The sequence below is a fragment of the Gabonibacter massiliensis genome (assembly GCA_001487125.1).
Lineage (GTDB): Bacteria > Bacteroidota > Bacteroidia > Bacteroidales > Marinifilaceae > Gabonibacter > Gabonibacter massiliensis.
This window is the reverse complement of record LN913013.1, coordinates 1,513,074-1,539,548: the sequence shown is the minus strand read 5'-3', so window position 1 is coordinate 1,539,548 and position 26,475 is coordinate 1,513,074. Positions and strand designations below refer to the sequence as shown.

The 26,475-nt window shown below is 43.9% G+C and carries 17 protein-coding genes, 1 tRNA gene and 1 pseudogene; 13 read left to right on the top strand and 6 right to left on the bottom strand.

Going from position 1 to position 26,475, the window contains the following annotated elements; all coding sequences use genetic code 11:
• The first annotated feature begins 173 nt into the window (after window positions 1-173).
• From BN3283_RS10840 to BN3283_RS10820, 5 genes are all read left to right on the top strand, one after another.
• Window positions 174-1,025: a 3'(2'),5'-bisphosphate nucleotidase CysQ family protein gene (locus BN3283_RS10840; RefSeq protein WP_052649438.1), complete on the top strand. Its 852-nt coding sequence runs from the start codon at window positions 174-176 to the stop codon at window positions 1,023-1,025.
• 15 nt (window positions 1,026-1,040) lie between these two features.
• Window positions 1,041-2,339: a M18 family aminopeptidase gene (locus tag BN3283_RS10835; RefSeq protein ID WP_059026644.1), complete on the top strand. Its 1,299-nt coding sequence runs from the start codon at window positions 1,041-1,043 to the stop codon at window positions 2,337-2,339.
• Between the two features lie 166 nt (window positions 2,340-2,505).
• The gene (locus BN3283_RS10830; protein ID WP_059027243.1) at window positions 2,506-3,954 is read left to right on the top strand and encodes an amino acid permease; all 1,449 of its coding nucleotides are present in this window, start codon (window positions 2,506-2,508) and stop codon (window positions 3,952-3,954) included.
• Between the two features lie 454 nt (window positions 3,955-4,408).
• Window positions 4,409-7,648 (top strand): golvesin C-terminal-like domain-containing protein, encoded by a 3,240-nt coding sequence (locus tag BN3283_RS10825; RefSeq protein WP_059026643.1) that lies wholly within the window; start codon window positions 4,409-4,411, stop codon window positions 7,646-7,648.
• A 123-nt stretch (window positions 7,649-7,771) separates the two neighbouring features.
• Complete coding sequence (locus tag BN3283_RS10820) at window positions 7,772-8,260, top strand: fibronectin type III domain-containing protein (RefSeq protein WP_041502805.1); 489 nt, start codon at window positions 7,772-7,774, stop codon at window positions 8,258-8,260.
• Between the two features lie 197 nt (window positions 8,261-8,457).
• Here the strand turns inward: BN3283_RS10820 and BN3283_RS10815 are convergent, their stop codons facing one another.
• Both BN3283_RS10815 and BN3283_RS10805 read right to left on the bottom strand, forming a co-directional pair.
• Window positions 8,458-9,264, bottom strand: coding sequence for a peroxiredoxin family protein (locus BN3283_RS10815; protein ID WP_052634462.1), 807 nt, complete (start codon window positions 9,262-9,264; stop codon window positions 8,458-8,460).
• Window positions 9,265-9,509: 245 nt separating this feature from the next.
• Window positions 9,510-11,759 (bottom strand): cation:proton antiporter, encoded by a 2,250-nt coding sequence (locus BN3283_RS10805; RefSeq protein ID WP_059026642.1) that lies wholly within the window; start codon window positions 11,757-11,759, stop codon window positions 9,510-9,512.
• A 425-nt stretch (window positions 11,760-12,184) separates the two neighbouring features.
• Between BN3283_RS10805 and BN3283_RS10800 the strand changes: the two genes are divergently transcribed.
• Window positions 12,185-15,442 carry a golvesin C-terminal-like domain-containing protein gene (locus tag BN3283_RS10800; RefSeq protein WP_059026641.1) on the top strand — a complete coding sequence of 1,086 codons (3,258 nt, stop codon included), beginning with the start codon at window positions 12,185-12,187 and terminating at the stop codon, window positions 15,440-15,442.
• A gap of 830 nt (window positions 15,443-16,272) precedes the next feature.
• Here BN3283_RS10800 and BN3283_RS10795 read toward each other — a convergent pair.
• From BN3283_RS10795 to BN3283_RS10785, 3 genes are all read right to left on the bottom strand, one after another.
• Window positions 16,273-16,347, bottom strand: a tRNA-Val gene (locus tag BN3283_RS10795).
• A gap of 76 nt (window positions 16,348-16,423) precedes the next feature.
• On the bottom strand, window positions 16,424-16,840 hold the full coding sequence (locus BN3283_RS10790; protein ID WP_041502808.1) for an acyl-CoA thioesterase: 417 nt from the start codon (window positions 16,838-16,840) through the stop codon (window positions 16,424-16,426).
• A 3-nt stretch (window positions 16,841-16,843) separates the two neighbouring features.
• On the bottom strand, window positions 16,844-17,479 hold the full coding sequence (locus tag BN3283_RS10785; protein ID WP_041502809.1) for a lactate utilization protein: 636 nt from the start codon (window positions 17,477-17,479) through the stop codon (window positions 16,844-16,846).
• Window positions 17,480-17,722: 243 nt separating this feature from the next.
• Here BN3283_RS10785 and BN3283_RS10780 point away from each other — a divergent pair, with 243 nt between their 5' ends.
• The 4 genes and pseudogenes from BN3283_RS10780 to BN3283_RS10765 all read left to right on the top strand — a co-directional run bounded on the left by BN3283_RS10780 (window position 17,723) and on the right by BN3283_RS10765 (window position 22,128).
• A complete protein-coding gene (locus BN3283_RS10780) occupies window positions 17,723-18,856 on the top strand; it encodes an OprO/OprP family phosphate-selective porin (protein ID WP_059026640.1) in 1,134 nt (377 codons plus the stop codon).
• Between the two features lie 16 nt (window positions 18,857-18,872).
• Window positions 18,873-20,960, top strand: coding sequence for a type IA DNA topoisomerase (locus BN3283_RS10775; protein WP_059026639.1), 2,088 nt, complete (start codon window positions 18,873-18,875; stop codon window positions 20,958-20,960).
• A gap of 102 nt (window positions 20,961-21,062) precedes the next feature.
• Window positions 21,063-21,503 (top strand): annotated as a pseudogene (locus BN3283_RS10770) (lipocalin family protein); the annotation flags it as partial.
• Window positions 21,504-21,621: 118 nt separating this feature from the next.
• On the top strand, window positions 21,622-22,128 hold the full coding sequence (locus BN3283_RS10765; protein WP_059026638.1) for a TlpA family protein disulfide reductase: 507 nt from the start codon (window positions 21,622-21,624) through the stop codon (window positions 22,126-22,128).
• Window positions 22,129-22,200: 72 nt separating this feature from the next.
• On the opposite strand, the gene BN3283_RS10760 is transcribed toward BN3283_RS10765, so the two are convergent.
• Window positions 22,201-22,575, bottom strand: a complete 375-nt coding sequence (locus tag BN3283_RS10760; RefSeq protein WP_041502813.1) for a YccF domain-containing protein — start codon at window positions 22,573-22,575, stop codon at window positions 22,201-22,203.
• A gap of 114 nt (window positions 22,576-22,689) precedes the next feature.
• Between BN3283_RS10760 and trxA the strand changes: the two genes are divergently transcribed.
• The 3 genes from trxA (at window position 22,690) to BN3283_RS10745 (ending at window position 26,375) form a co-directional block, all read left to right on the top strand.
• Window positions 22,690-23,043, top strand: coding sequence for a thioredoxin (trxA, locus tag BN3283_RS10755; RefSeq protein ID WP_059026637.1), 354 nt, complete (start codon window positions 22,690-22,692; stop codon window positions 23,041-23,043).
• Between the two features lie 153 nt (window positions 23,044-23,196).
• A complete protein-coding gene (locus BN3283_RS10750; RefSeq protein WP_059026636.1) occupies window positions 23,197-24,846 on the top strand; it encodes a SulP family inorganic anion transporter in 1,650 nt (549 codons plus the stop codon).
• A gap of 113 nt (window positions 24,847-24,959) precedes the next feature.
• On the top strand, window positions 24,960-26,375 hold the full coding sequence (locus tag BN3283_RS10745) for an amidophosphoribosyltransferase (RefSeq protein WP_041505533.1): 1,416 nt from the start codon (window positions 24,960-24,962) through the stop codon (window positions 26,373-26,375).
• Window positions 26,376-26,475 lie beyond the last annotated feature (100 nt).

Genomic DNA, 26,475 nt, shown 5'->3' with positions numbered 1-26,475 from the left:
GACTTATTTTTTGTGTTTTTTGACCTAATAATAGTCATCTTGTTGATATATAGCGAAATGTTAATTTGACTGTGTGAAATGGATTGTTTTTTTGTTAATTAAATAATAGATTGTTATGGTTGTAATTAATATTATTCGTAAGTTTATAAAACCGTTTGTATTAAGATTAGGTTATGGTAATAGGAAGTAAAATAGCTGGAATCCAAGAGATTGCAGAAGAGGCGGGGCGTTTGATATTGGATATATACAATAAGCAGTCTTTTTCTGTGGAGTTGAAAAGTGATTTGACGCCGTTGACGGAGGCGGATAAGGTGTCGAGTGAATATGTCGTGTCGGCTTTACAAAAGCTTTTTCCCGGGATTCCGGTGGTGAGCGAGGAACTTCCGTTGCCGGATTATAAAATTCGTTCCGGGTGGCGGGAATTGTGGATAGTCGATCCTTTGGACGGAACGAAAGAGTTTATTTACCGGAACGGGAGATTTTGCGTGAATATTGCATTGGTGGAGAACGGAGTTCCCGTATTCGGAATGATAAATAACGTGAATGATGGGGAATTGGTGTGGGGAGGTGTGGATGTGGAGTGTGGAATTAAAGACGGGGAAGGGGTCGGAAAGTTAAAAACTTCCGTGGCCGGAGGAAATAAATTGAAAGTTGCGGTCAGCCGATTCAATATGACGGAAAACGAATTTCAATATATCGATTATCTAAAGGGTTTGGGATATGAAGTCGAGTTGTTCCCCTTTGGAGCTTCTTTGAAGCAGGTGATGATCGCTAAGGGGGAGATGGATATATGTCCTAAATTCGGGAAATGTTCGGAGTGGGATACGGCCGCCGGTCATGCTATCGTCGAAGCGTCGGGAGGAATGGTGCTGAACTTGGAGACCGGAAGAAATTTGGTATATAATAAAGAGAATATGTTAAGCCCTCCGTTTATTATGTTCAGTAAACGGATTCATGATTTGATTATGGCGGGAGATACCCGTTTTTATGATTTTCAGTTGGGTGAAAAATCGGGAAATAAATAATAACAACAGGATAAAATGGAAAAACAGGTAGCAAAAGAATTAATTGAATTTATACATGAAAGCCCGACCAATTTTCATGTAGTGGCGAATACTAAAAAAGAGTTGTTGAATCACGGCTTCAAGCAACTGTTTTCAGGTGAGGCATGGCATATAGAAAAAGGTGGAAAATATTTTGTAACGAAGAATCACTCTTCTCTTTTTGCTTTTGAGATTGGTAGCGGTGAGATTGCCGAAGAGGGTTTTAAGTTGGTATGTGCGCATAGCGACTCCCCGACGTTCAGAATAAAACCGAATGCAGAAATGCTTGTTGCCGGGAAATATTTGAAGTTGAACACGGAAGTTTACGGGGGACCGATCATGTATACCTGGTTCGATCGTCCTTTATCTATGGCCGGAAGAGTTATGCTGCGGAGTTTGAATCCGTTGAAACCCGCGACTCAATTCGTGAACTTTAAGCGTCCCGTGTTGGTGATCCCGCATATTGCCATTCATTTTAATCGTGCCGTGAATGACCAAGGGAATCCGTTGAGTAAGCAAAAGGATATGTTGCCCGTATTGGGAATGATCAACGACACGTTTGAAAAAGATAATTATTTGTTGGGTTTGATAGCTGAAGAGATGAAAGTGGATAAAGAAGAGATTCTTGATTTCGACTTAACCCTTTACGAGTATCAAAAAGGTTGTTTGGTGGGAATCGACGAGGAATTTATCTCTTGCGGCAAGTTAGACGATTTGGCAATGGCTCATGCCGGGTTGAAAGCATTCTTAGCTTCTGAAAAATGTTCGAAAACCAAGGTGTTGGCTATTTTCGATAATGAAGAGGTGGGTAGCGGAACCAAACAGGGGGCCGGTTCGCCGATTTTGAGAACGATCATAGAGCGGATCGTTTTTGGATTAGGCGGTACTCCGGAAGATCTTTATCGGGCTATTCATAATTCATTTATGATTTCAGCCGATATGGCGCATGCCCTTCATCCGAATTACGTGGAGAAGCATGACCCGACGAATCATCCGGTGATAAACGGTGGTCCTGTCATAAAATTTAATGCCAATCAAAAATATGTGACGGATGGTGATTCTGCCGCTGTTTTCGAAACGATTTGTAAGATGGCAGATGTGCCTTGCCAGAAGTTTGTGAATCATTCGGATATGGCTGGAGGATCTACCTTGGGCAATATTTTGCTTTCGCAGATGGAGATGAGAGGTGTTGATATAGGTAATCCGATGTGGGGAATGCATTCGGTACGGGAGACCGGAGGGGTGATGGATCATTTTTACGTAATTAAGGCGTTTACGAAATTTTATAATGTATGAGAATCCTATCTTACCATTAAAAAACAGGGACCTTCAATTTTTGAGGGTCCTTTTTTTTTTAGATCGCCGCATTTATTAACGGGAGGAGGGTAAACAAAAAAAAGTGCTGTTACGTTATTACTCTGTAATTAGAAGTCTAATTAGCATTTAACTTAAAATTATGATGATGGAAAAACGGAAAAGGAATATTTCCACGTGGCAATTAGCGTTAATGACGGCTGCCGCGGTGATCAGTTTGCGGGGATTACCCATGATGGCTCAAGAAGAGCTGACGATGTTTTTTTATATATTTTTTGCTACTTTTCTGTTCCTTATTCCCGCGGCGTTGGTGGGAGCGGAGTTGGGAAGTGCTTTCGCTGATAAAGGCGGAGGAGTTTATACCTGGGTAAAGGAAGCCTTTAACCGAAGGATGGGATTTGCAGCTATTTTTTTGCAATGGATACAAAATGTGGTTTGGTATCCGACGGTATTAGGTTTTGCGGCTGCTTCCATCGCTTATATGATCGGAAGACCCGATTTGGCGCAAAACGGTATGTTTGTCGGTTTGTTTTCCATTATCATGTATTGGTTTGCAACTTGGGTAACTCTTAAAGGAACCTCTATCGTTTCCCGGATAACCAGTCAGGGGTTCTTGTTGGGAACGGTACTGCCGGGTGTCGTGATTATTGTTATGGCCATTATCTGGATTGTCGGGAAAAATCCGGTATCCTTCGAGCATATACCCTCCACGGTAAGTCAGGTTGTTAGCGTGGATGCCGCACAGCACGTACATCCCCGACTGTTTCCTCATATATCAGGGATGAGCGATATCGCTTTTTTAGCCGGGATCTTACTTTTATTTGCGGGAGTGGAGGTACACGCGGTGCATGCACAGGAGATGAAAAATCCGCAAAAACAATTTCCTGCCGCTATGTTTTTAGCCGCGTTGATCTCTTTTGCTTTGTTTACTTTCGGTTCTTTGGCCGTGGCCGTTGTAACACCTTACGATCAGATTAATCTGCAGGCCGGTTTGTTGGTGACGTTTCAGGAGTTATTCAATCATTATCACGTCGGTTGGTTGACGAATGTGATGGGACTGTTGGTTGCGTTCGGAGCATTGGCGGGGGTAATGTCCTGGATATCCGGTCCCAGCCGGGGGTTGTTGTGGACGGCCCGGGACGGACAATTGCCGAATTTTATGCAAAAGACGAACAAGAACGGAATACAGATTCATATTTTAATTATACAGGGATGTATCGTTACTGTCTTATCGTCGTTGTATATGGTTATGGATGACGTGAGTGTGGCCTTTTTCCTGTTGAGTGCCTTGACGATCGGATTGTATCTGTTAATGTACATGATGATGTATGCTTCGGGCATCAAATTGAGATATACCCAACCCGATTTACCGAGGAGTTATAAGGTCCCGGGCGGGAATCTGGGAATGTGGCTGATTGCCGGAATCGGCTTTTTGGCCGTTCTTTTCTCTTTTGCCGTTACTTTTTTTCCTCCTTCTCAACTGCCTGTCGGAAGTCCGGCCTTCTATACCGGATTGGTGATAACGGGGACCGTGGTCTTTTTTGCCATACCTTTTATCATCAGTTTTGCCATGGATAAACGAAAACAAAAGTCTTGATATTAAACGGAGCTTTTAAGCTCCGTTTATTCTTTTCGTGATTGTTCGCGTGGAATCGGGTTAAAACCTTCGGTTTTACATTTTGACGATCCGCAAGGGATCGATCAAAAACAGGTCGGGATAGCCTGGGTCCCGAACGGTAATTTGTCTATATTGGATTATAGATTTGTGCGTGTACTTTTTCGGTGTTCTGGTTTTAGATGTTTGATTGGTAATAATCTTATATGGTGATTTAGTCCTGTGTGTTTTTTTTTGACTCCCGCGTGGTTTTCAATAAACTTCAATATCGAGGTGTAAACTGAATTTTATATTATAATTGTGAAATATATTGCAATATGTCATCATTATTATACTATATTTGTAAATCAAATGATATTATTGTAAAATATTGATTACAATATTGTCGTGATAATTGATTCGTTTTGATGTTAAACACCTTGTCAGGATTATAGATATGAATACCAGGAATGTTAGTTTGATTGCCGGTTACGAGATAAAAGCGATCTTGAGAGAGTGGAGTTTTAAAATGGTCACGGCGCTTGTCGTGCTGATCGTGATTTTTCTTCACGTGATCACGCAAAGTAACCTGGTGGAACCGGAATGGGTTACCGTGTCGTTACCCTCGGCTATCCCTTACACGAACGCTTGCCTGGTAAACGCGTTCCTGTTTATCGAGATCGTGTTTTTTGCCGGTAATTTTCAGCGTAAAAGTCGCCTGGAGGAAGCTAATGCGGCCCTGTCGGCACGCCCGTTCTCGAACATGGAACTGACGTGCGGTAAAACAGCGGGTTTTTTAATTTTAATGCTTTTCCTGAGTTTTTTCCTGGGGGTGGTGGCGATATTAATTCACTTGTTCTCGAGCGACTCTCCTTTCGCTCTTTATCCTTATGTTTTTTATTTTTTCACGTTGACTTGCCCGTTACTCTTTTTTTTCACGGGATTGACGACGGGTATTAAAGGAATGGTGGGTAACATGGCCTTGTCTTGCGTTTTATTGCTCGGCTTGTTGTATTTTTTTCTGGATTTTGGCCGTGAACTCTTTCACGGGGTGTTCGACGTGCTGGCCATCACGTTGCCCAACACTTTCTCGGACGTCACGGGATTTGCGGGTCTCGGGGTCTACCTGTTGCAACGGGCCTCTTTTTTCGCTTGGGGATGCGGGTTAATCATCCTGGGAGTCGCTTTCGTTCACCGGCTTCCTTCCGGCTCGAGGAGCAATGTCTCCGCCGGCCGCCCTGGAGCGTGGTTACTGGCGTTGGGTGTTGTCCTATCGGGCTTTTACGCGGGTCATTTCATCCGTCGGGATCAGGAGCGGGAGGCGGTTCGGGAAACGTTTGCCAAGTATGAGTCCGTTCCCAAGGTTCGTGTTACCGATCACGATATTGAATTCAAGCAGGAGGGATACGCCTACTCGGCGTGTAGCGAGCTAAACTTGCAGAATATTCATAACCAGAAGATAGATTCCGTTGTTTTGTATTTAAACCCGGGGTTGGAGGTCGTGAAATTAACCACGGGCGGGGAGGTTTTACCCTTTCGGCGGGAGCGACAGGTTTTGATCCTCCCGTTGTCGATAGAGGCGGGGAAAACGCGACAAGTGGAGATAGAGTACACGGGTTCGATCTCCCCGGCTGTTTGTTACCCCGAAGTAACGAATATCGATTCTCTCGCGATGACCCGCCGTTATTACATGTACAACACGGGGCAAAACTACTTTTACCTTCAACCGGACTACACCTTGCTCACTCCCGAGTGCTTGTGGTATCCCTCGAGTATTCCCCCTGTTAACGTCGATTCTCCCTACCTGTCGGGTCAGGATTACACTCGTTTCACGTTACGGGTAAAAGGGGAACGCTCGAGAGCGGTGATCTCCCAGGGAAAGGAAACGAGGGAAGGAGATGACACTCGTTTCGTGAACAAGGTTGCCTTGCCCGGTTTAACGCTTTGCGCGGGCGATTATACCCGGAAGAGCGCTCGAATAAACGGTGTTTGGTATGAACTCTTTTTATTCAAGGGTCATGAATACCTCGTTCCCGGGGAAATAACCGCGGAAGAGACTGTCGACTACTGGGAAGGCATGTGCAGGTACAGGTCGAAAGATAACAAGGTAACGTACGCTTTCGATAAACTGTGTCTCGTGGAGACGCCTGTTCATTTTTGCGCTTACGGCCGGGATTGGAAAACCAATAGCGAGCTGGTACAACCGGAAATCGTGTTTCGTCCGGAAAGGGAGGCGTTATTCTCCCGGGCGTTTAAAATGGGAACTGAATGGAACGGGACGATTAGCCCGTCGCGTGGTTTTTTGGGCATGTACATGAGGGAATTAACCGGTGATAAGCGATACGTCCCGGCGGGAAACGTGTTTTTTAATCAATTAACCGGGAAAAGCGGGAGAAGCAACGTGAGAAATGAAGGTGATATTTCCTATTTGCTGCAAAAGTATCATTACAACGTGTACTCTCCCGAGTTTGCCGGGATCAATCTCTTGTTTCACTATATGCAAGAGGGGTTTGACTCGGATTTTGTCAGTTGGGGAGGGAGTGGTAATTCAATGGCAGCCCGGTATCTTTTAAACCGGAGCCTGGAAGACGCATTGCAGACCCCGGATAATGAAGTGGGCGTGAAACGTGTGCTGTTTTACAAGGGATGTAATTTTTTAAAATATATTTTACGTACCGTTTCCCCGGGGAAATTAGCCCGTTTTAACACGGGGTTTATTCAAAGCCACTTGTTCCGGAGCTTTAGTTACGAGGAGTATTGCGAAGAGTTGGAGAAACGATTCGGCGTATCTCTTTTGGAGTTAACCCGTGAATTGTATCGCGAGCGAGGTTTGCCCGCGTACTATTTCAGGGATGCCCGGGTGGACGACGTGGAAGCCCCGGGAGGAAAGAAAGGATTCGTGTTCAGTATAAAAGCGTGGAATAAGGGAAACTGTGGCGGTATCCTATCGATAAGACGCAGGTATGTCAATGAAGGACGTCATTACCTTGTCCCAGCAGGAGCCTGCAAGGAGATCAAAGTTTATTTCGAGGGACCGAGTGATCGTTGGACAATCCTGGTCGAGACGAACGGGTCTCGAAATGATCCCTCGTATCGTGTGTTTGAGCCTTTTGCTAAAAAAGGTAGGATTAAAGAACCTGTAGACGGATTTTTTGACGCCGATACCTTTGCTTTCGCCCCGGAACCGGGCGTGTATATCGTGGATAACGACGACCCGGGTTGCCGGGTTGTGGAAAATAGCCGGATCGTGCAGAAATTGTACCGGCAAACGGGTTATAAAAATACACGTTGGAGTTGGATGAGTAGTAACGAGGCGTACGGGGAACTTTCCAGAAGTTATTTAGAGAAAAAGTCCGGGAAAGGAGATTCCGATGTCGAGTGGGAGGTGGACTTGCCGGAGGCCGGGGCGTACGAGTTGTTTGTTTATAACAATAAGTCTCGTGCAGACGATAACAACTCGATATCTTTTTACAGTCGCGGGAAGAAAAAAAGAAACCCGGTACAAAAATACCGTTTTGTTTATGCCGGTGGCGTGAAAGAGGTCGATCTCGACCTGTTGCACGCGGAAGACGGTTGGGCATCGCTCGGGACGTATCGCTTTCCCGCCGGGAAGGCAAAGGTTACCCTGCGCGGGAAAGGCGTCGATCGGCATCAATACCTGTACGCGGATGCCGTGAAATGGGTAAAAGTCAAGTAATCGTGAGATACTCCCCGGGGGAACAGGGGATGGCGGGGTCGTGCTAAAGGACTCGTGTTGCCGGGAATATCGAATCGTTTGGAACTAAATAGTTAGAGAGAGATCAAATAAAAAAATGAAATCATGAAAACAAGTAAATTTTTTATCGTGTTGATTTTGGTATCAGTATCGAATATGGCGTTTGCCGCCGCGGGTAGGGTTACTTTAATTATTGAACCCCCACTTCGTGATGGTGGAGAACGCTTGCTGATCTATCATGTTGAATGTCAGGAAGTAGGTATAGAGCGTTGGAGAGAAGTTGGCGCACCTCTTGTTCCGATGGTAGACAAGGGGAATGGTCGGTTTGAGTATGTAAATACGCTTTGTAGAGTTGATAACTTAGAAGAAGGTAAGAGCTATATCTTTAGGGTAAGGGTTGAAAATTATTATGGTGTTGGACAACCCGGTCCGGAAAAAAAAATTGAAATTACACAAGAAGATCAAGACGGAATCAGAATCAAAAGCGGGCCAGGGTTAGAACGAGTAAGGGGTATGAAGACCTCGAGTTTAGCCACTACCCCTTCTGTACAGGAGGCTCGGGGAATGACATTCCTCTGGAGAAAGGAAGAGTAGTTGGATAATATATTTTACGAGATTTATAAATAGTCAGTAATAATACTTTCTCTCTCTTTACTATTTTACTTTAAAACAGAATAGCACGTGGCGTACGTCCTCAAGGGTTGCCTTTTATCATGGGTGTTGCCATGGATAAACGAACACAAAAACAGAAGCGATAATAGGACAAACGGAGTTATAGAGTTCCGTTTGTTTTATTCTTTTAACAATTGTTCGCATAGAATCGGGTTGAAGCCTTCGGATCTCATTTTGACGATACCTCGCGAATCGATGAAAAAGCAGGTGGGAGTTGCTTGTGTCCCGTAGGTGATTTTCACCGGACTCAGGTCTTCAAAAAAGTCGGAGACAAAAGTATAAGGGAAAGGATACCGTTTTTTGTACTCTTTTAGCTCCTCTAAAGAGGAACAAGGCCAAAAAACGACGATTTCGAAATTGTCGTCGGAATATTTTTGATAGAGGTCGGCCAAATAAGTACGTCCTTTTTCTCCCATACAGCCCAATCCTCCATAGAGAAGTAGAATCCGTTTGCCTGCTAATGAGGAGAGGTGAAACTCCGTTCCGTTCTCTTTTGAGCCTTGGAAATCGAAGTAGAGATCTCCCTCTTCGATTTGTTTCGTGATGATATGTCGATGCAGGCATTTTCCGTAGAAGGATTCCCGTATCTCCGGGGAGAGCGATTTAAGAATGCGGGATAGCGTATCTTTGGGGATCTCTAATCTTACCATGAATAACCTTTTCAAACCGCTTGGGACAGCCGCGTATTTTAGGGCTAAATTCCGGCTTTCGCGTAGGATGGAGGGAAGTTCTTTTTCATACAATACGGTAAGTAAGCTGTCTCTTTTCTCGGGATATTTTTCCGTTAATTGGAACATTCGTGTTTCGATGACTTTGTACTTTTCCCAGACGAGGGAATCTTCCTGCAAATAGTTTTCTTCCGTGATCTCTTGGGCGAATGCCGGAATCGTGTAATAAAATACGGTCAGTATTATAATATATTTCATATTCGATCATTTATTATCAACAAATATAAATACAATGGAGAATAGTTCAAAATAAGTAGGAAATTTCCCCAGGATAAAATAAGGAAGATCGGGTATACGGACCCTATTTTCATGTATTACTCTGACAAACACGAACGAATTTATCGAAATAGTTTCTTCCGTGAAGAATACGTTATTATTTTCAACCTGTAGAAACATGATTTAAGGGACTGTCCAAGCCCCTTTTGAAATATTTTCGATTGCTTTTATTCCGGTAGATTCATGACGAGTAAAGAAGGTAACGAGGTAAACAGTGACGGGTCACGCGTTAATTCGATACAGCTGGAATAACTTACGATAAGTAAGCTGTCCGGCTGGTTGATTTGGCGATTGTTTACGAGGGCTTGATCCCGGGTGAATAGTCGCGTTGCCTTAACTGTTTTTTCCATGCTCTCTTCCAGATGCGGTGACGGTGGGACGGGTGTTAAAAAACAGAGATGGATGACGGTTTCGTTTTCCGCGAATAATTTCTGAATGTAAGGTAGCAGTGAAAAGTCTTTTTCATCGAGGAGGAGCATAAATAGACGGCGAATACGCGTATATCCCCTGTTGACGAATATGGCCACGGGGCTGTCCGTATTTTTGATCACCTCTTGTAATTTGTCTTTCATCAGCCCGCCAGGTAATTGAAAAAAGCGTTGCCGTATGTTTTTCAGTGTACGTTGAGAGAGCGTACATGCCTGATTTTGTGCGGGGGGTGATGTTTCGGGTTGCAAAAATTGCGGGCCTGCTCCGATAAGTAATAGATGAGCTTTTTCTTTGTTGGCCAGTTGGCTTATTTCCCGGATCAGATGGTCCGTAACTTTATAGCGTTTATCGACATTTAGGTTTAAACGGGAAGCTTCTTGTTCGAGAGGAATGAAGCTTTCCTCTGCATATTGTTTGGCTTTCCGGGGGTTCACGTCTGTTCCGATCGTGTAGTGGGCGGCAATGATTTCCGTATCTTCTAATTGTTTGCCGAATAGGTGTGCGGCGACGGAGAGCAGAAGTTTACCGCTTTCGGGGCGCCCGAAAGAGAGTAGGAGTTTGAATTTATTCGTGGTGACCTCAGAAGTGGTCTGGAAGATTTTTTCGACCGTTTTCAATATCGGAGTGGTCATAAACGTGGTAATCAAAGCCATTAGTATTAAAATGACGAATATTTCCGGGGAGAGGACTCCCATTTCATAACCGATATTCAGGGCGACGAGTTCCATTAATCCCCTTGTATTCATTAATGTACCGACGGTGAGACTATCTTTCCATGTTTCTCCGACCAAACGGGCGGCAATCGTGCAACCGCCCAGTTTACCCAATATGGCGATGAAAATCAATAGAATGCAAACCATCCACAATTCGAGTGTATTGATTAAGCCGATCTCCGTACGAAGACCGGTAAAAGCAAAAAAGAGCGGTAAAAAGAAAATCAAGGCGATATCCTCTACTTTTTCCATCATTACTTTTCGAAATCCCGGATTGGTGGGCATGACGACGCCGGTAAGGAAAGCACCGAACAAAGCATGGATCCCGATGATTTCGGTCGTAACGGCAGAAGCGATTAAAATTAAAAAGATAAAAGCCACGAATGTTTTATTGATGACTTCAGCGTTGATGTAGGAATCTCCGACTTTACGCAAAAAAGGCCGGACGATGCCGAACATGAAGGCTATGAATAGTATCGTTATACCTACCGTGTATAATGCACTGAGAAAGGTTCCCGCCTTGGCGACCGCTATGACGATAGCCAGTAAGCACCAAGCTGTGACGTCGTCATTAGCGGCGGAAGCGATGGCTAATACCCCGATAGGGGTTTTGGTCATGTTGCGTTCCTGTATGATACGGGCCAGTACCGGGAAAGCCGTTATACTCATCGATATTCCTATAAATAGGGCGAACGGCAGGAATTCCGTTTGATGGGCCGCATATTCTTCGTATATCCAAAAAGAGGCGGCTATTCCTAAGAAAAAAGGAACGATGATTCCCGCGTGGCTGATCACGAGGGTTTCGTTCATTTTGTTTTTTAAGAGGTTGAAATCAACGTCCATGCCGATGACAAACATAAACAGGATTAATCCGATTTGACTGAGTAACTCTAAGTTTGTTAAAGAGTCTGCCGGAAATAAGGCGTGAAAGAAATCCGGGAAAAACAACCCTAAAACCGATGGGCCTAATACGATTCCGGCTATGATTTCACCGATAACACCCGGTTGGCCTATGTATTTAAACAGGTAAGAAAAAATTCTTACCGAAAACAGGATGATGATGATCTGAAAGAGTAAAACCGTTAACGGGCCTTGAAGGTTGCCGATGATGATATTTTTAAACATGTTGAAAGCATTGTCTCCCGAATCTGCGACTGTTTCCGTATCGGTTTGCCCGGTAAATTTTTCTCCGGTAAGTAATGCTTCGTAAATCAATACTCCGAATATAAGGAGCATAAGTATGTAAATACAGTAATTTTTCTTATTTCTTTTCATGATTGTTATTTGTTATCCGATGTCTATTTACGTTTTTTTGTCGTAAAAGGTAACAATTATCGTAAATTAATTTATATGAATTTACGGTGAAAGAAGTGGCGGTCGGTAATGATATGGTCGGATAGAAATATCGTTAATGTTGGATTAGTTTATGAATGATGGTGGTTTTCTTCGTGTTGTGTATGTAATTATTTGGTTTGTAATCAACTGTCATTGGGTTTGGTCTGATTTCTTGAATCTGTTGTTACCTTTTTCCTGTTAATAAAACGCGAAATTGTTTGTAATTTAAACTTTATTTTGTAATTGTAAAATATATTACAATAAATCATCTTAATTGTATTATATTTGTATGCAATGTGGTATTATTGTAGTTTGGTGATTACAATGTTGCTATTGTTGTTTTTAATGTTAAACATGTTGTTCGAATGACAAATATGAATTTTCGAAATGTTGGCTTGATAGCCGTTTACGAGATAAAAGCGATCTCGAGAGAGTGGAGTTTCAGAATGGTCACGGCATCGGTCTTGTTGATCGTGACTTTTCTTCACGTGATCACGCAAAGTAGTTTAGTGGAACCGGAATGGATTACCATATCGCTGCCCTCTGCCATCCCTTACGCGAACGCTTGTCTGGTGAACGCTTTCCTGTTTATCGTGATTGTCTTTTTCGCGGGTAGTTATCAGCGGGAGGGGCGCTCGGGGGAAGCGGGAGCGGCGTTATCGACACGCCCGTTCTCGAACATGGAACTGACGTGCGGTAAAACGGCGGGTTTTTTAATTTTAATGCTTTGCCTGAGTTTTTTCCTGGGGGTGGTGGCGATATTAATTCACTTGTTCTCGAGCGACTCTCCTTTCGCTCTTTATCCTTATGTTTTTTATTTTTTCACGTTGACTTGCCCGTTACTTGTTTTCTTCACGGGATTGGCGACAAGCGTGAAGGGGATGGTGCGTAACCCCGCCTTGGCCTGTGTTTCATTACTTGGAATGTTGTATCTCTTTTTCAACTTCGGCAGCAGGTTTTTTCACGGTATTTTTGACGTGTTGTCCCTCTCCTTGCCCAACTCTTTTTCCGATGTCACGGGATTCGCTGGTCTCGGGGTCTACCTGTTACAACGGGTCTCTTTTTTCGCTTGGGGATGCGGGTTAATCATCCTGGGAGTCGCTTTCGTTCACCGGCTTCCTTCCGGCTCGAGGAGCAATGTCTCCGCCGGCCGCCCTGGAGCGTGGTTACTGGCGTTGAGTGTTGTCCTATCGGGCTTTTACGCGGGTCATTTCATCCGTCGGGATCAGGAGCGGGAGGCGGTTCGGGAAACGTTTGCCAAGTATGAGTCCGTTCCCAAGGTTCGTGTTACCGATCACGATATTGAATTCAAGCAGGAGGGTTACACCTACTCGGCCTCCGGCAGGCTTAACTTGCTTAATATAAACGATCACGAGCTCGATTCCGTTGTTTTGTATTTAAACCCGGGGTTGGAGGTCTTGAAATTAACCTCGGGCGGGGAGGTTTTACCCTTTCGGCGGGAGCGACAGGTTTTGATCCTCCCGTTGTCGATAGAGGCGGGGAAAACGCGACAAGTGGAGATCGAGTACACGGGTTCGATCTCCCCGGCTGTTTGTTACCCCGAAGTAACGAATATCGATTCTCTCGCCATGTCGCGTCGCTATTACATGTACAACACGGGGCAACATTGTTTTTACCTTCAACCGGACTACACCTTGCTCACTCCCGAGTGCTTGTGGTATCCCTCGAGTATCGCTCCCGTCAACGTCGACTCGCCCTACCTGTCGGGTCAGGATTACACTCGTTTCACGTTACGGGTAAAAGGGGAACGCTCGAGAGCGGTGATCTCCCAGGGAGAGGAAACGAGGGAAGGAGATGACACTCGTTTCGTGAACAAGGTTGCCTTGCCTGGGCTGACGCTTTGCGCGGGTGATTATACCCGGAAGAGTTCGGACATGAATGGCGTGTTGTATGAACTCTTTTTATTCAAGGGACATGAATACCTTATTCCTGAAGAAATAACCGCGGAAGAGGCTATTGAATACTGGGAAGGCATGTGCAGGTACAGGTCGAAAGATAACAAGGTAACGTACGCTTTCGATAAACTGTGTCTCGTGGAGACGCCTGTTCATTTTTGCGCTTACGGGCGGGACTGGAAGACCAATAGCGAGCTGGTACAACCGGAAATCGTGTTTCGCCCGGGGAGAGAGGCGTTATTCTCCCGGGCATTTAAAATGGGAAGTGAATGGAATGGCACGAACAGCCCGATACGTGTGTTTCTGGGCCGCTATATGATGGAATTAACTCATGATTTGCGATACCCTCTAACGGGAAACGTGTTTTTTAATCAGTTGACCGGGAAAAGCGGTAGAAGCGGAAAAAAAGAGGTCAAAAATGAAAGTGATATCTCGTATTTGCTGCAAAAATATCATTACAACGTGTACTCTCCCGAGTTCGCGGGAATCAATCTCTTGTTTCACTACATGCAAGAGGGATTCGTCACTAATTTTTACAATTTTGGAGGTGATGGCCGTACTAAGTCGGCTAGGTTCCTTTTAAACCGGAGTCTTGAAGACGCGTTGCGCGCCCGGGGTACTGAAATAGGAGTGGGACGTGTACTGTTTGAAAAAGGAAGTAATTTCTTAAAGCAGGTGTTACGCGTTGTTCCCGCGGGTGAGTTCGCCCGTTTTAACACGGGATTTATCCGGGACCATCTGTTCCAGAGTTTTAGCTACGAGGAGTATTGTCGGGAGTTGGAGAAGCGATTCGGCGTCTCCCTTCTAAACTTGACCCGGAAACTGTATCGCGAGCGTGGTTTGCCCGCTTTCTATTTCAGGGATGCCCGGGTGGATGACGTGGAAGTCCCGGGTGGAAAGGTGGGGTACGTGTTCAGTGTTAAAGCATGGAATAAAGGAAACCGTGATGGCATTCTCTCGATCAGACGCAGGTATGTCGAGGAAGGACGCCATTACCTTATCCCGGAGGGAGCTTGCAAGGAGATCAAGGTGTATTTCGAGGGCCCGAGTGATCGTTGGATAATCATGGTAGAGACGAACGAGTCCCAAAATGTCCCCTCGCTTTATGATTTCGAATCTTTTGCTGAAAAAGGTTCGATGAAAGAACCGATAGACGGAGTTTTTGACGCGGATACCCTCGCTTTTGCACCCGATCCTGGGGTGTATATCGTGGATAACGATGACCCGGGTTGCCGGGTGCTCGAGGATAGCCGGGCGATGCAGAAGTTTCGCCGGCGAAAGAGTTATAAAAATACCCGTTGGCGTTGGACGTTCGGACAAGATGCGTATGGAGAACTTTCCAAAAGTTATTTAATAAAAAAGTCCGGGCAAGGAGATTCCGACGTGGAGTGGGAGGTGGACCTGCCTGAAGCCGGGAGGTACGAGTTGTTCGTGTACAACAACAAGCTTTTTGCCGATAGAAGAAACACGATGTCTTTTTACAGTCGCGGGAAAAAAGAGAGAGAACCGGTACAAAGATACCGGTTTGTCCATGCGGGCGGTGACAAAAAGGTGTCTATCGCTCCGTTGCGTGCGGAAGACGGCTGGGTATCGCTCGGGAGGTATCGATTCCCCGCGGGGAAGGCAAAGGTTATCCTCTCCGGGAAAGGGGTCGATCAATATCAATACCTGTACGCGGATGCCGTGAAATGGGTTAAAGTCAGGTAGTCGTGAACCTATCGGGAGATAAGGAATAACGGAATGATAATGAAAGGCTCGTGTCTTTGGATGTTTTAAATCGGTTAAAAATTAATCAATTTTCGTCCCCGTTTACTCTTTAATCTGGACGCGGTGGTCTGAAGACCGTGAGTGTTGACGTGCTTTCGGATGCTTGTTGTAAGGATATGCGTGTCATTTCTTTCAGCGTTTAAATAGAATCGGTTTGTCTTGTCTTTCCTATTTGCGGATGAATGAGTAACGTATGGTTTTGTAATAAGAAAATTATGAGGCAAATCGGCAAAATATTTTTTATAATCGGGTTACTGATCATGTTGATTCTAATGATTTGTTATTTGTTAGAATACTCGAAGGGTGTCCCATATAGAGGAGTTATACTATTTATAGGGATGTGTGTGATAGGTATATCGCCTTTCTTATCTAAAAGATGTATTGAATTTTTGTGGAGATTAGTATATGCAGATGCTGCATTATTCGTATACTGTTTATTGTTTAGTATGTATAGAATCTTACTTTAAGACAGAAACTCGAAAAGATTTTGAATACTCTCGTTTGATAATCATAACTTTACTTTTAGTCGAGTGATAATAATAAAATAAGGTTAACGTTATTTCAGTACGAGACAATCACCCGATCACTGGATAATTTTAAATTGTAGTACCCATTTTTCTAATTTACAATATACAATTGTCATTTTTTTTAATCTCTTACTCACGGAATCATTGAATCACAGAATTTTTTTATTCCTTCGTCGGAATCCCTGAATGTTACGGGTAAATTTTTGGAGAATAAAAAAGAGGTCCTTTTTGAACCTCTTTTTGTGGGCGCTGAGGGAGTCGAACCCCCGACCCTCTGGGTGTAAACCAGATGCTCTGAACCAACTGAGCTAAGCGCCCGTGTATCGAATTGCGGTGCAAATTTAATTTATAATTTTAATTTGTCAAAAGAAATGAAGAATTTTTTATCGAAAAATTATTTTTCCGATCTCTCTAATTCTTTGCTGAAAAGCGTGTCGAATGGTTCTCCTCGGGTTAGTTTCCCGTTTTGTAAGCATATGACTTCGACACATCCTTTTGCACAAAGTTGGTTATCAGGAATTTTATAGATGTCTTCAAAAAAGAGCAGTTTGATTCCTTCCCGTTTTAAGGCGATCTTTACCGAAAAGCGGTCGCTTCCTTTGAGAGAGTGTTTGTAGGAGATATCCACTCTTGAGACCATGGCATCTATCCCTTGAGCGTGAAGATCGGAGAAACTTTTACCGGTGGATTCCAAAAATTCATGCCTGGCGTGTTCTAAATAATGCTGATAATTGGCATTGTTGACTACTCCTTGAATATCGCACTCGTAGTCACGTACTTTCATTTCTAATTCGAATAGATATGTATGCATGTTTTATAAACCTAAAGATTCATTGATCAGGATGATTTTAATTCGTTTGGGCGGAAAAGACTTTTCGGTGATAGTCCAGGTGTTGCAAAGGCGATCGCTGCTTTGGCAGTTCATGCAGGAGGCGGTTGTTTGACATGGCGTGTGCAAATGGGGATGACGTATTGCGTTCCGGGGGGCGGCGACGGTACGGATGCGTTCCATCGCTTTTTCCAGATTTTCGGTGATTTTGTTTACGCCGATGAATAAAACGACGTTTTTGGGACCGAACGTGATGCCTGCAACCCGGTTCCCGACCATGTCCACATTGACGAGTTGGCCCTGCTTGGTTAAGGCATTTGTTCCGGTAAGAAACAAATCGGCCTGTAAGGCTTGTCGTCTCCAGTATGTTTTTTGGGTTCTACTATATCCCTCTTGAAAGGTTCGGATCAATACGCATTCGGGATGGTTTTCCAAGGCATTCAATACTCCGGTAGCCTTCATCGTTTCGGAATCGCCCCAGGAGATTGCGGTAGGCTGGAGGCGTTCGAAAATCTCGGTGAAGAAAATCTCTTGAGCCTCGGTTGTCGTTCGGGCAAAATAGACTTCGAAATGATTTTTTTCTAACGCTTTTATCGTGTGCTCTATGGTCTCGTTTTCCATGGCCGAAAGTTTATATATTAAGCAAAGATAGGATAAAAACAGAAAGACTCAAAAAAGAGGGCCGTAAGTAGGTGGGTAACTAATCTTTGTGAATGTCGTATGATATCGAACTGTAACGTGTTGTAAAACAAATCCCGATCTGATTTTGATCGTGTTATTTTATCGACAGGGGATAATGGATTTTTTTTGTATTTTTGCCTTTTTGAATGGGAAATATAGTATTTATTTGAAAATGTTAAATTTATGAGAGTTCTTTTTTCGTTACTTTTTCTTATTTTATTCGTGCATATTACTTCGGCTCAGTTAGTGTTGAAGTCTGAGAAAGGGGAGTTCGAGTGTCGGTTGATCGGCCGGGCTTTGTTTGACGGGGGCGTATTTTTTAGTGATAAGACTCCGTTGGGAAATGCCGTCGAGGTTTATGATGTACGTTTAGGGACCACCATGCGTTTTTTGGATCATTGGTATGGAAAAATCGAGATAGGATTTGCTAATAGTGAAGTTTCTTTGAAGGATGTTTATATCGAATATCAGCAAAAACGCCACGCGATCCGGATCGGACATTATTACGAAGCTTTTGGGTTGGATTACCGCATCGGGACATCGGATATGAAATTTAACGGGGCGTCTGTTACCGGAAAAGCATTTGGAGATCGTCGTAAATTGGGGATCAGTTATATCTATAATGTAGACGCTTTAAATTTGTGGACTGGCATCTTTAGCGATAAGGATGTGGATAATAAGGAGAAAGGAGATGAGGGGTATACGATAGCCGGCCGGTATCTGTATCGTCCTTATGTAAATGGAGATAATGCCGTTCACATCGGGCTCTCTTCCCGTTTCAGCACGCATGGGGAGGCGGAAAAAAATACGATTACTTATGCTGCCGGAGCTCCTTCCGAGTTGCTTTCGGAAAAGTTCTTGAAGGCGGAGGTAACGGAGGCCATCAATCAATGGAAATTGGGAGCCGAGATTATTCTGGTATACGATAAATTTTATATGCAAAGCGAATATATGCTCGGGCATGTGAACCGGAGGCATGCCGTTTCGAATTATAACGGTGACGGTTGGTACGTGCAGATGGGATACGCTTTGTTGAGCGGAAAATACGGTTACAGCAAGATGACAGGAATGGCGAAGAGTCCGGGAACAAAAAGCCTGGAGGTACTTTGTCGATATAATGTGACTAATTTGAATGATCGAAAAGCAGGGATTATGGGGGGGAAACAAAACGATCTTTCTTTGGGAGCTATCTATTATTTCAATAAATATATTGCGGCTAAAATGAGTTATAGTCTGGTTAGTTTGGATAAGTATGCCCGGATTGACGGTAAGCAGACTTTTAACATGATTCAGGGACGGGTACAGGTGAGTTTTTAATGTTTAATCCTATTTCATGAAGCTTTGTATAGCGGAAAAACCCAGTGTCGCAAAGGAGATTGCTACCGTGTTGGGAGCGAAAGTACGTCGAAACGGTTATTTCGAAGGGAATGACTATTGTGTGACTTGGACGTTCGGACACCTTTGTTCTTTGCAGGAACCGCATGAGTACACGGACAAATGGAAGCAGTGGAATATGACTTATTTGCCGATGATCCCTTCGACGTTTCGGATTAAGTTGATAGAGGACGAGGGTATCAAGAAACAATTTGCCGTTATTGAAGAGTTGGTGGGGAAGGCCGAAATGGTCATTAATTGCGGGGATGCCGGGCAGGAGGGAGAGTTGATTCAACGTTGGGTATTGACGAAAGCCAAATGCGGGGTTCCGATGAAACGGTTGTGGATCTCTTCTTTAACGGAAGAGGCCATTCGGGAAGGGTTTGAGAAATTAATGGATGCTGCCGATTTCGATACGTTATATGCTGCCGGATCGGCAAGAGCGATCGGAGACTGGTTGTTGGGAATGAACGCGACCCGGGCCTACACGTTAAAATATGGAGACGGTAAAGGGGTTTTCTCGATCGGCCGGGTCCAGACTCCTACCTTGGCTTTGATCGTGGAGCGCCAGAAGGCGATTGAGCGGTTTAAACCCGAAACCTACTGGGAGGTACGTACGGATTACAGAGGGGGATGGTTCGCCAACACGAAAGGACGGTTTACGGATAAATCCCAAGCTGAGGCTTTTTTGAAGGAGATAGAGCCGTTGGAGTTGGAAATTGCGAGCGTGGAACGGAAAAAAGCAATGGAGCATCCGCCGAAATTGTTCGATCTCACCTTATTGCAGGTGGAGTGTAATCGTAAATTCGCATTCTCCGCGGATGCCACGTTAAAAATCATTCAATCGCTTTACGAGAAAAAATTAACGACTTACCCTCGCGTGGACACCAATTTTTTACCTAACGATATCTATCCTAAAGTGCCCGCTATATTGATGGGACTGAAGCCTTACGAGTCAGTGATACAACCGATATTAAGCGGAGGGAGGATTCGAAAATCGGGGAAAGTCTTTAATGATAAAAAGATCACGGATCACCATGCTATTATCCCTACCGGCGTATTCAGTTACGATATGACTCCCGATGAGAAACGGGTATTTGATCTGGTTGCCCGTCGTTTTATTGCCGTTTTTTATCCGGATTGTGAGGTGGCCAATACAACGGTGATGGCAGTTGTGGGAGAGCATGAGTTTAAGGCCACGGGCAAACAGATTGTGGTTCCCGCTTGGAGAGTGCTTTTTCCGACAGCTTCCAATAAGCAGAGTGATGAAAATGTTTTGCCTGCATATGAAGTGGGGGAACGGGGAGTCCATCATCCGGAACTACAGGAAAAAGAGACGCAACCGCCGAAATACTTTACCGAAGCGGATTTGTTGCGGGCTATGGAGACAGCGGGGAAACAGGTCGAAGACGAGGAGCTGAGAGATTTGATGAAGGAAAACGGAATAGGACGCCCTTCAACCCGGGCCGGTATTATAGAAACCTTGTTGAAACGCCGTTATATCCGGAAAGATAAAAAGCGGTTGGTAGCTACGCTTACGGGAATCGAACTGATCGATACGATCCAGAACGGACTGTTGAAATCCGCCGAATTGACCGGACAATGGGAGAAGAAACTTCGGATGATCGAAGAGGGATCTTATCGTGTTACGGATTTCATGGAGGAGTTAAAGGTGATGGTCAACGAGGTTATCCATGAGGTGAAGTGCGCTCGCCGGAAAGCGATTGCCGTGGAGACAGAAGAAGAGAAAGTGGCCGGGAAGCCCGTAAAGGAACAGATCCCACTTGTTTTGAAATGTCCCAAATGCGGTAGTGGTGAGATTATTAAGGGACGTACAGCTTGGGGATGTTCTCTCTATAAAAAATCCTGTGATTTCCTGATACCGATGGAGATTCAAGGGAAAAAAATAACCCAAAAACAGGTGGAGTCCATAGTGCTAAAAGGTAAAACCGGGGTGTTGTCCGGTTTTAAAGACGCTGAGGGTAATGCGTTCAGCGGAACTCTTCGTTTGGATGAATTTTGTAAAATAGTGATTGATAAAAAATAGTTCGGTAACCAAGGGATGGCATCTTGCGTTATAATTCGTACATATTAAATAACGCGGATTATGACATATCGTGTAGAAAACAATGGAAAATACCCTAAAGTGGATACGCATGTGGTAAAAGAGCTGGAATTGACTCGTTACATGGGTAAGTGGTATGAAATAGCCCGTTTTGATCATCGTTTCGAACGGGGATTGGATCGGGTGACGGCGGTTTATTCTTTATGTGACGATGGAAAAATCGAGGTTATAAACAGCGGTTATAAGGACGGACGGTTGCATGAAGCCCGGGGAAAGGCCAAGATGCCGGATCCGGATGAACCCGGAAAGTTAAAAGTCTCTTTTTTCTGGTTTTTTTATTCCGATTATTTTATTTTGGAGTTAGACGAGGAGTACTCCTCTGTTTTGATCGGAAGCTCTTCCGACAAGTATTTATGGATTTTGAGTCGGACCCCGAAATTGCCTGATAATAAGCTTAAAAAATTGTTGACGAAGGCGGTGAATCGCGGCTATGATACGGGGAAGCTCATCTATATCAACCAGTAAGAGAACTTCAACGAGAAACGGAAGTATTAAATCTATCTTAAATCCGTTGAATGTGATCGGTTTTTGCCGTAAATGATTTAAATTTGACTATCATTTTAAAACGCTAAAATAGAAAAGTATGGCATTGAGATATTTATTGGCATGTTTATGTGCATGTTTGTTTTTCACTACGGTCGGGGCTCAAGAGAAAAAAGAGTTGAAGGCAGGAGATGTCTCTCCCGTGTTCAAATACTATGATATCAATGGAAAAGAGGTTTCTTTGAGTGATTTGAAGGGCAAGTATGTTTACATTGATATTTGGGCTACTTGGTGTCCGCCTTGCCGACAGGAGTTGCCGCATTTGAAAGAGTTGGAGAAAAAGATGCATGATAAGAATATTGTTTTCGTGAGTATCTCATGCGATCAGAATAAAGCGGATTGGGAAAAGATGGTGAAAGATCAGAAGTTAGGCGGTATTCAGTTGCATACAGGTGGCGACCGGGCTTTTATGAATGCTTATCGGGTACGGACGATCCCTCGTTTTATCCTGTTGGATAAGGAGGGGAAAATATTGAATCTCGATATGACTCGTCCTTCTGATCCGGCAACATTGAAAACTTTGGAAGCTTTGAAAGGAATAAAATAGAAAGAAGCCTTTGGGATGTATCAAAATGGGCTTTGTTTTTATGGAGGGATTGCTTGTAGGGCAATCCCTTTTTTACTTGTTTATAATTTCGTGACCGAAGGGGGAAAGTGCTAATCCGGCCAATTTGAAATGTTGTAACCCGAAAGGTATACCGATAATCGTTAAACAAAAAACAATGCCCCAACAAAGATGTGAAAGGCATATCCATATGCCGCCGATGAAAAACCAAATGATATTCATGAGAAGGGACAGGCATCCGTTACTATGGGGAATGTCTATAACTTGACTACCGAATGGCCAGAGGGCCAATACGCCTAATTTAAGGGTTTGCAGCCCGAAAGGAATTCCGATGATGGTGATAAAAAGTATTACGCTTGAGGTAAAATATTCCAACGCGATAACCAATCCGCCGAAAACGATCCAAATAATATTTCCCAAGATTTTCATAACGTTTGTTTTAAAGAGTGTTTTTAGAAGGCAAAAATAAAATAAAGGTAACAATTTTGGCAGGGAAACGTATCATTTGTAGAGAATAGATCATGTATTTAAAAACAGAGGGATATGATAGAGCATTTGACAAAGGATAGTTTTAAACAAAAAGTGTTTGATTATCAAAATAAAGAAGCGTATGAGTTTAAAGGAAAGCACCCTGTTTTGGTTGATTTTTACGCAACCTGGTGCGGACCTTGTAAGGCTATAGCCCCGATATTGGACGAATTGCAGGAGGAGTACAAGGATAAGATAGATTTTTATAAGGTAGATAGTGATATTGAGAATGAATTGGCCGCTGCTTTTAATATTCGCAGTATTCCGACGTTGATGTTCGTTCCGGTGGATGCTCAACCTCAAGTGGCGAGCGGTGCGATGTCGAAAGCTCAGTTTAAGGAGTTGTTTCAGAAAGTTTTTAATTTATAATAACTTAGAAGATTTATTTGTTACATTATACCGAAGATCCCGAAGAGAAGCTGTAAAAGGCTTCTCTTCGGATTTTTATGATTCTTTATTTCAAATACCTTCAAATGTATTTATTTTTTTACCTTTGTGCGTTTTTATTAAAGGGTATTTGATATGGAAAAAGTGTTTGATCCGAAATTATTCGGATTGATTAAAGATGGTTCTGTCAAAAAGAACTTGTCGAAAGATGTTTTAGCGGGTATTGTTGTCGGGATTGTGGCTTTGCCGTTAGCCATCGCTTTTGCCGTGGCTTCCGGTGTTTCTCCGGAAAAGGGGGTGATGACTGCCATTATCGCTGGATTTATTATTTCGTTCTTGGGTGGTAGCCGGGTACAAATCGGGGGACCGACGGGTGCATTCATCGTGATCGTTTACGGCATCGTGAATGATTACGGTATGGACGGGATGATTATTGCCACCATGTTGGCCGGAATCATTATGATCGGGTTCGGGATGTTGCGGCTGGGGACGCTGCTTAAATTTATACCTCATCCGTTGATTGTCGGTTTTACTTCCGGTATTGCGGTGGTTATTTTTTCGACCCAGATATCCAATGCTTTGGGACTTACATTAACGGATGTTCCGAGCGGTTTTGTCGGGAAATGGGCCTGTTATATCGATCATATACATACGATCAACTGGTATGCTGTCATCATAACGGTCGTGACCGTTTTAATAGCGGTATACATGCCGAAATTGACTACTAAAATTCCGGGTTCTTTTGTGGCTATACTGCTCGTTACACCTGTGGTCGTCATTTTTTCTCTTCCGGTGACGACAATCGGAACCTTGTATGGCGAGATTTCTTGTAACTTTGCCCCGACGATTCCTTCATTGGATTTCGCTAATTTGGCTCATTACGTGCAACCGGCTTTTACGATCGCTATTTTGGGAGCTATTGAATCGTTGCTTTCGGCCGTGGTGGCCGACGGTATGATCGGGGGACATCACCGATCCAATACGGAATTGATCGCCCAAGGGGCGGCCAATATCGTGGCTCCTCTGTTCGGGGGCATCCCGGCCACGGGTGCTATTGCCCGTACGGCTACCAATGTGAAAAACGGGGGACGGACTCCGGTGGCGGGGATGATACATGCAGTGGTTTTACTATTGATCATGCTTTTTTTCGGAAAGTGGGCCTCTTTGATTCCGATGTCTTGTTTGGCGGGAATATTAATTGTCGTTTCTTATAATATGAGTGAGTGGCGGTCTTTCCGTTCCGTATTGAAAGCCTCCTATTTCGATATAGTCATACTTTTGGTAACCTTCTTTTTAACTGTTTTGGTCGATCTGACCGTTGCCATCGAGATCGGTGTGGTTTTAGCGGCCTTGTTGTTTATGAAGCGTATGGCTGATAATGCCCCGAGGGATATTACCGGAACGGGAAATATGGATCAGGATGTTTTGGAGAATTATAAAGATATTCCTTCCGGTGTAGGGATATACGAGATTAGCGGCCCGTTCTTTTTCGGTTCGGCCAAGACTTATTGTGAGACGATCCGGATGATGGGAGTCCGTTATCAGGTATTGATTATCCGGATGAGGCATGTGCCTTTCGTGGATACGACTGCATTGAAAAATTTAACGGAAACGATATCTCAACTGACGAAAGAGGGAACACGGATTATATTGTCCGGGGTAAATGAGCAGGTAAGAAAAGATTTACTTAAAAACGGTATCGGACGGCAGATAGGGGAAGAACAAATTTATCCTAAATTTGATCTTGCTCTGAAAGCCGCTCTTGCAATGGTTGAGGCAAAATAACGGAAAAGCCGTTCGGGACAAAAACCAGAACGGCTTTTTCTTTTATCGCAATCTTATTTTCTCTTCGAAAATTATTATATTTTTGCGTACGAATTAATTTATGACGATAATTTATGAGTGGATTTTTTGGGTGCGTTTCTCGCAAAGAGTGTGTTGCTGATGTTTTTTACGGCACGGACTATCATTCTCATTTAGGAACGAAGAGAGCCGGAATGGCTTTTTACAACGGGCAGGAGTTTACCCGTTCTATCCATAGTTTGGAAAGTGCTTATTTCCGGAATAAGTTCGAACCGGAGTTGGATAAATTCAAGGGTTCTTCTTTGGGGATCGGGGTAATTAGCGATATGGAATCTCAGCCGATTACGGTGATTTCCCATTTGGGACGTTTTTCCGTTGTAGTTGTGGGGAGGATAGATAATTTGGATGAGATTGAAAAATGTTTTTTGAGTGAAAAGAAGCATTTTGCAGAGCTTTCGAGCTCTACCGTCAACCAAACGGAAGCGGTGGCCATGCTTATTAATACGGGAAACACGTTCAAAGAAGGAATTGAGAACGTGTATAGCCGGGTAAAGGGGTCCTGTTCTTTTTTGATTTTGACGGAAACCGGAATTTATGCCGCCCGGGATAAGTATGGTCGTACCCCGATTATTTTGGGAAAGAACGATAACGGTTATGTGGTGGCGAGTGAAAGTTCTTCTTTTACCAATTTAGGTTACACGATTGTACGGGATTTAGAACCTAAGGAAGCGATACAAATCAGTCGGGACGGTATTACTCAGGTGACAACACCGGGTTGCAGGAAACAGATTTGTTCTTTTCTTTGGGTATACTACGGCTATCCCTCTTCATATTACGAGGGAATTAACGTGGAGGATGCCCGTTATCGTTGCGGGGCCGCTATTGCCGCGCATGATAACGTGGAGGTAGATTTTGCGGCAGGTATTCCTGATTCCGGAGTAGGCCATGCCATAGGTTATTCCAATGCCCGGAAGATTCCGTACAAGCGTCCTTTCGTGAAATACACGCCCACGTGGCCGCGTAGTTTTATGCCGCAAAATCAAAGTATGCGGGATTTGGTCGCTAAGATGAAATTGTTGCCGAATGAGGCTTTTACAAAAGGAGCCAGGATTTTATTTTTGGATGACTCTATTGTTCGCGGCACTCAGTTGAAGGATAATGTCGTCAAATTGCGGGAATGCGGGGTGAAAGAGATACATATGCGGATCGCTTGTCCTCCGTTGGTTTACCCTTGTGTCTTTCTGAATTTTTCATCTTCCCGCTCAAATTTCGATTTGTTTACCCGTCGGGTAATCCGCGATCTGGAGGGAACCTCCGATCTGACGGAAGAGATTCTGAAACCTTATACCGATCCCGATTCGGTGCAATATAAAAAGATGCTGGAGGTGATGGCACAACATTTGGGATTGGATTCGTTGAAGTTCCAGCGTTTGGATGATCTGGTAAAAGCCATCGGCATTCCGAAAGAGGATCTTTGCACGCATTGCTGGGACAATTCGTCGTATCTGTAATCTATAATTATTCAATGATTAAAAGGATTGGCGATTTTAGATTGTAAATTGTAGATTGTAAATCGAATACCAATTTTTTTAGATTTACAATCTACAATTT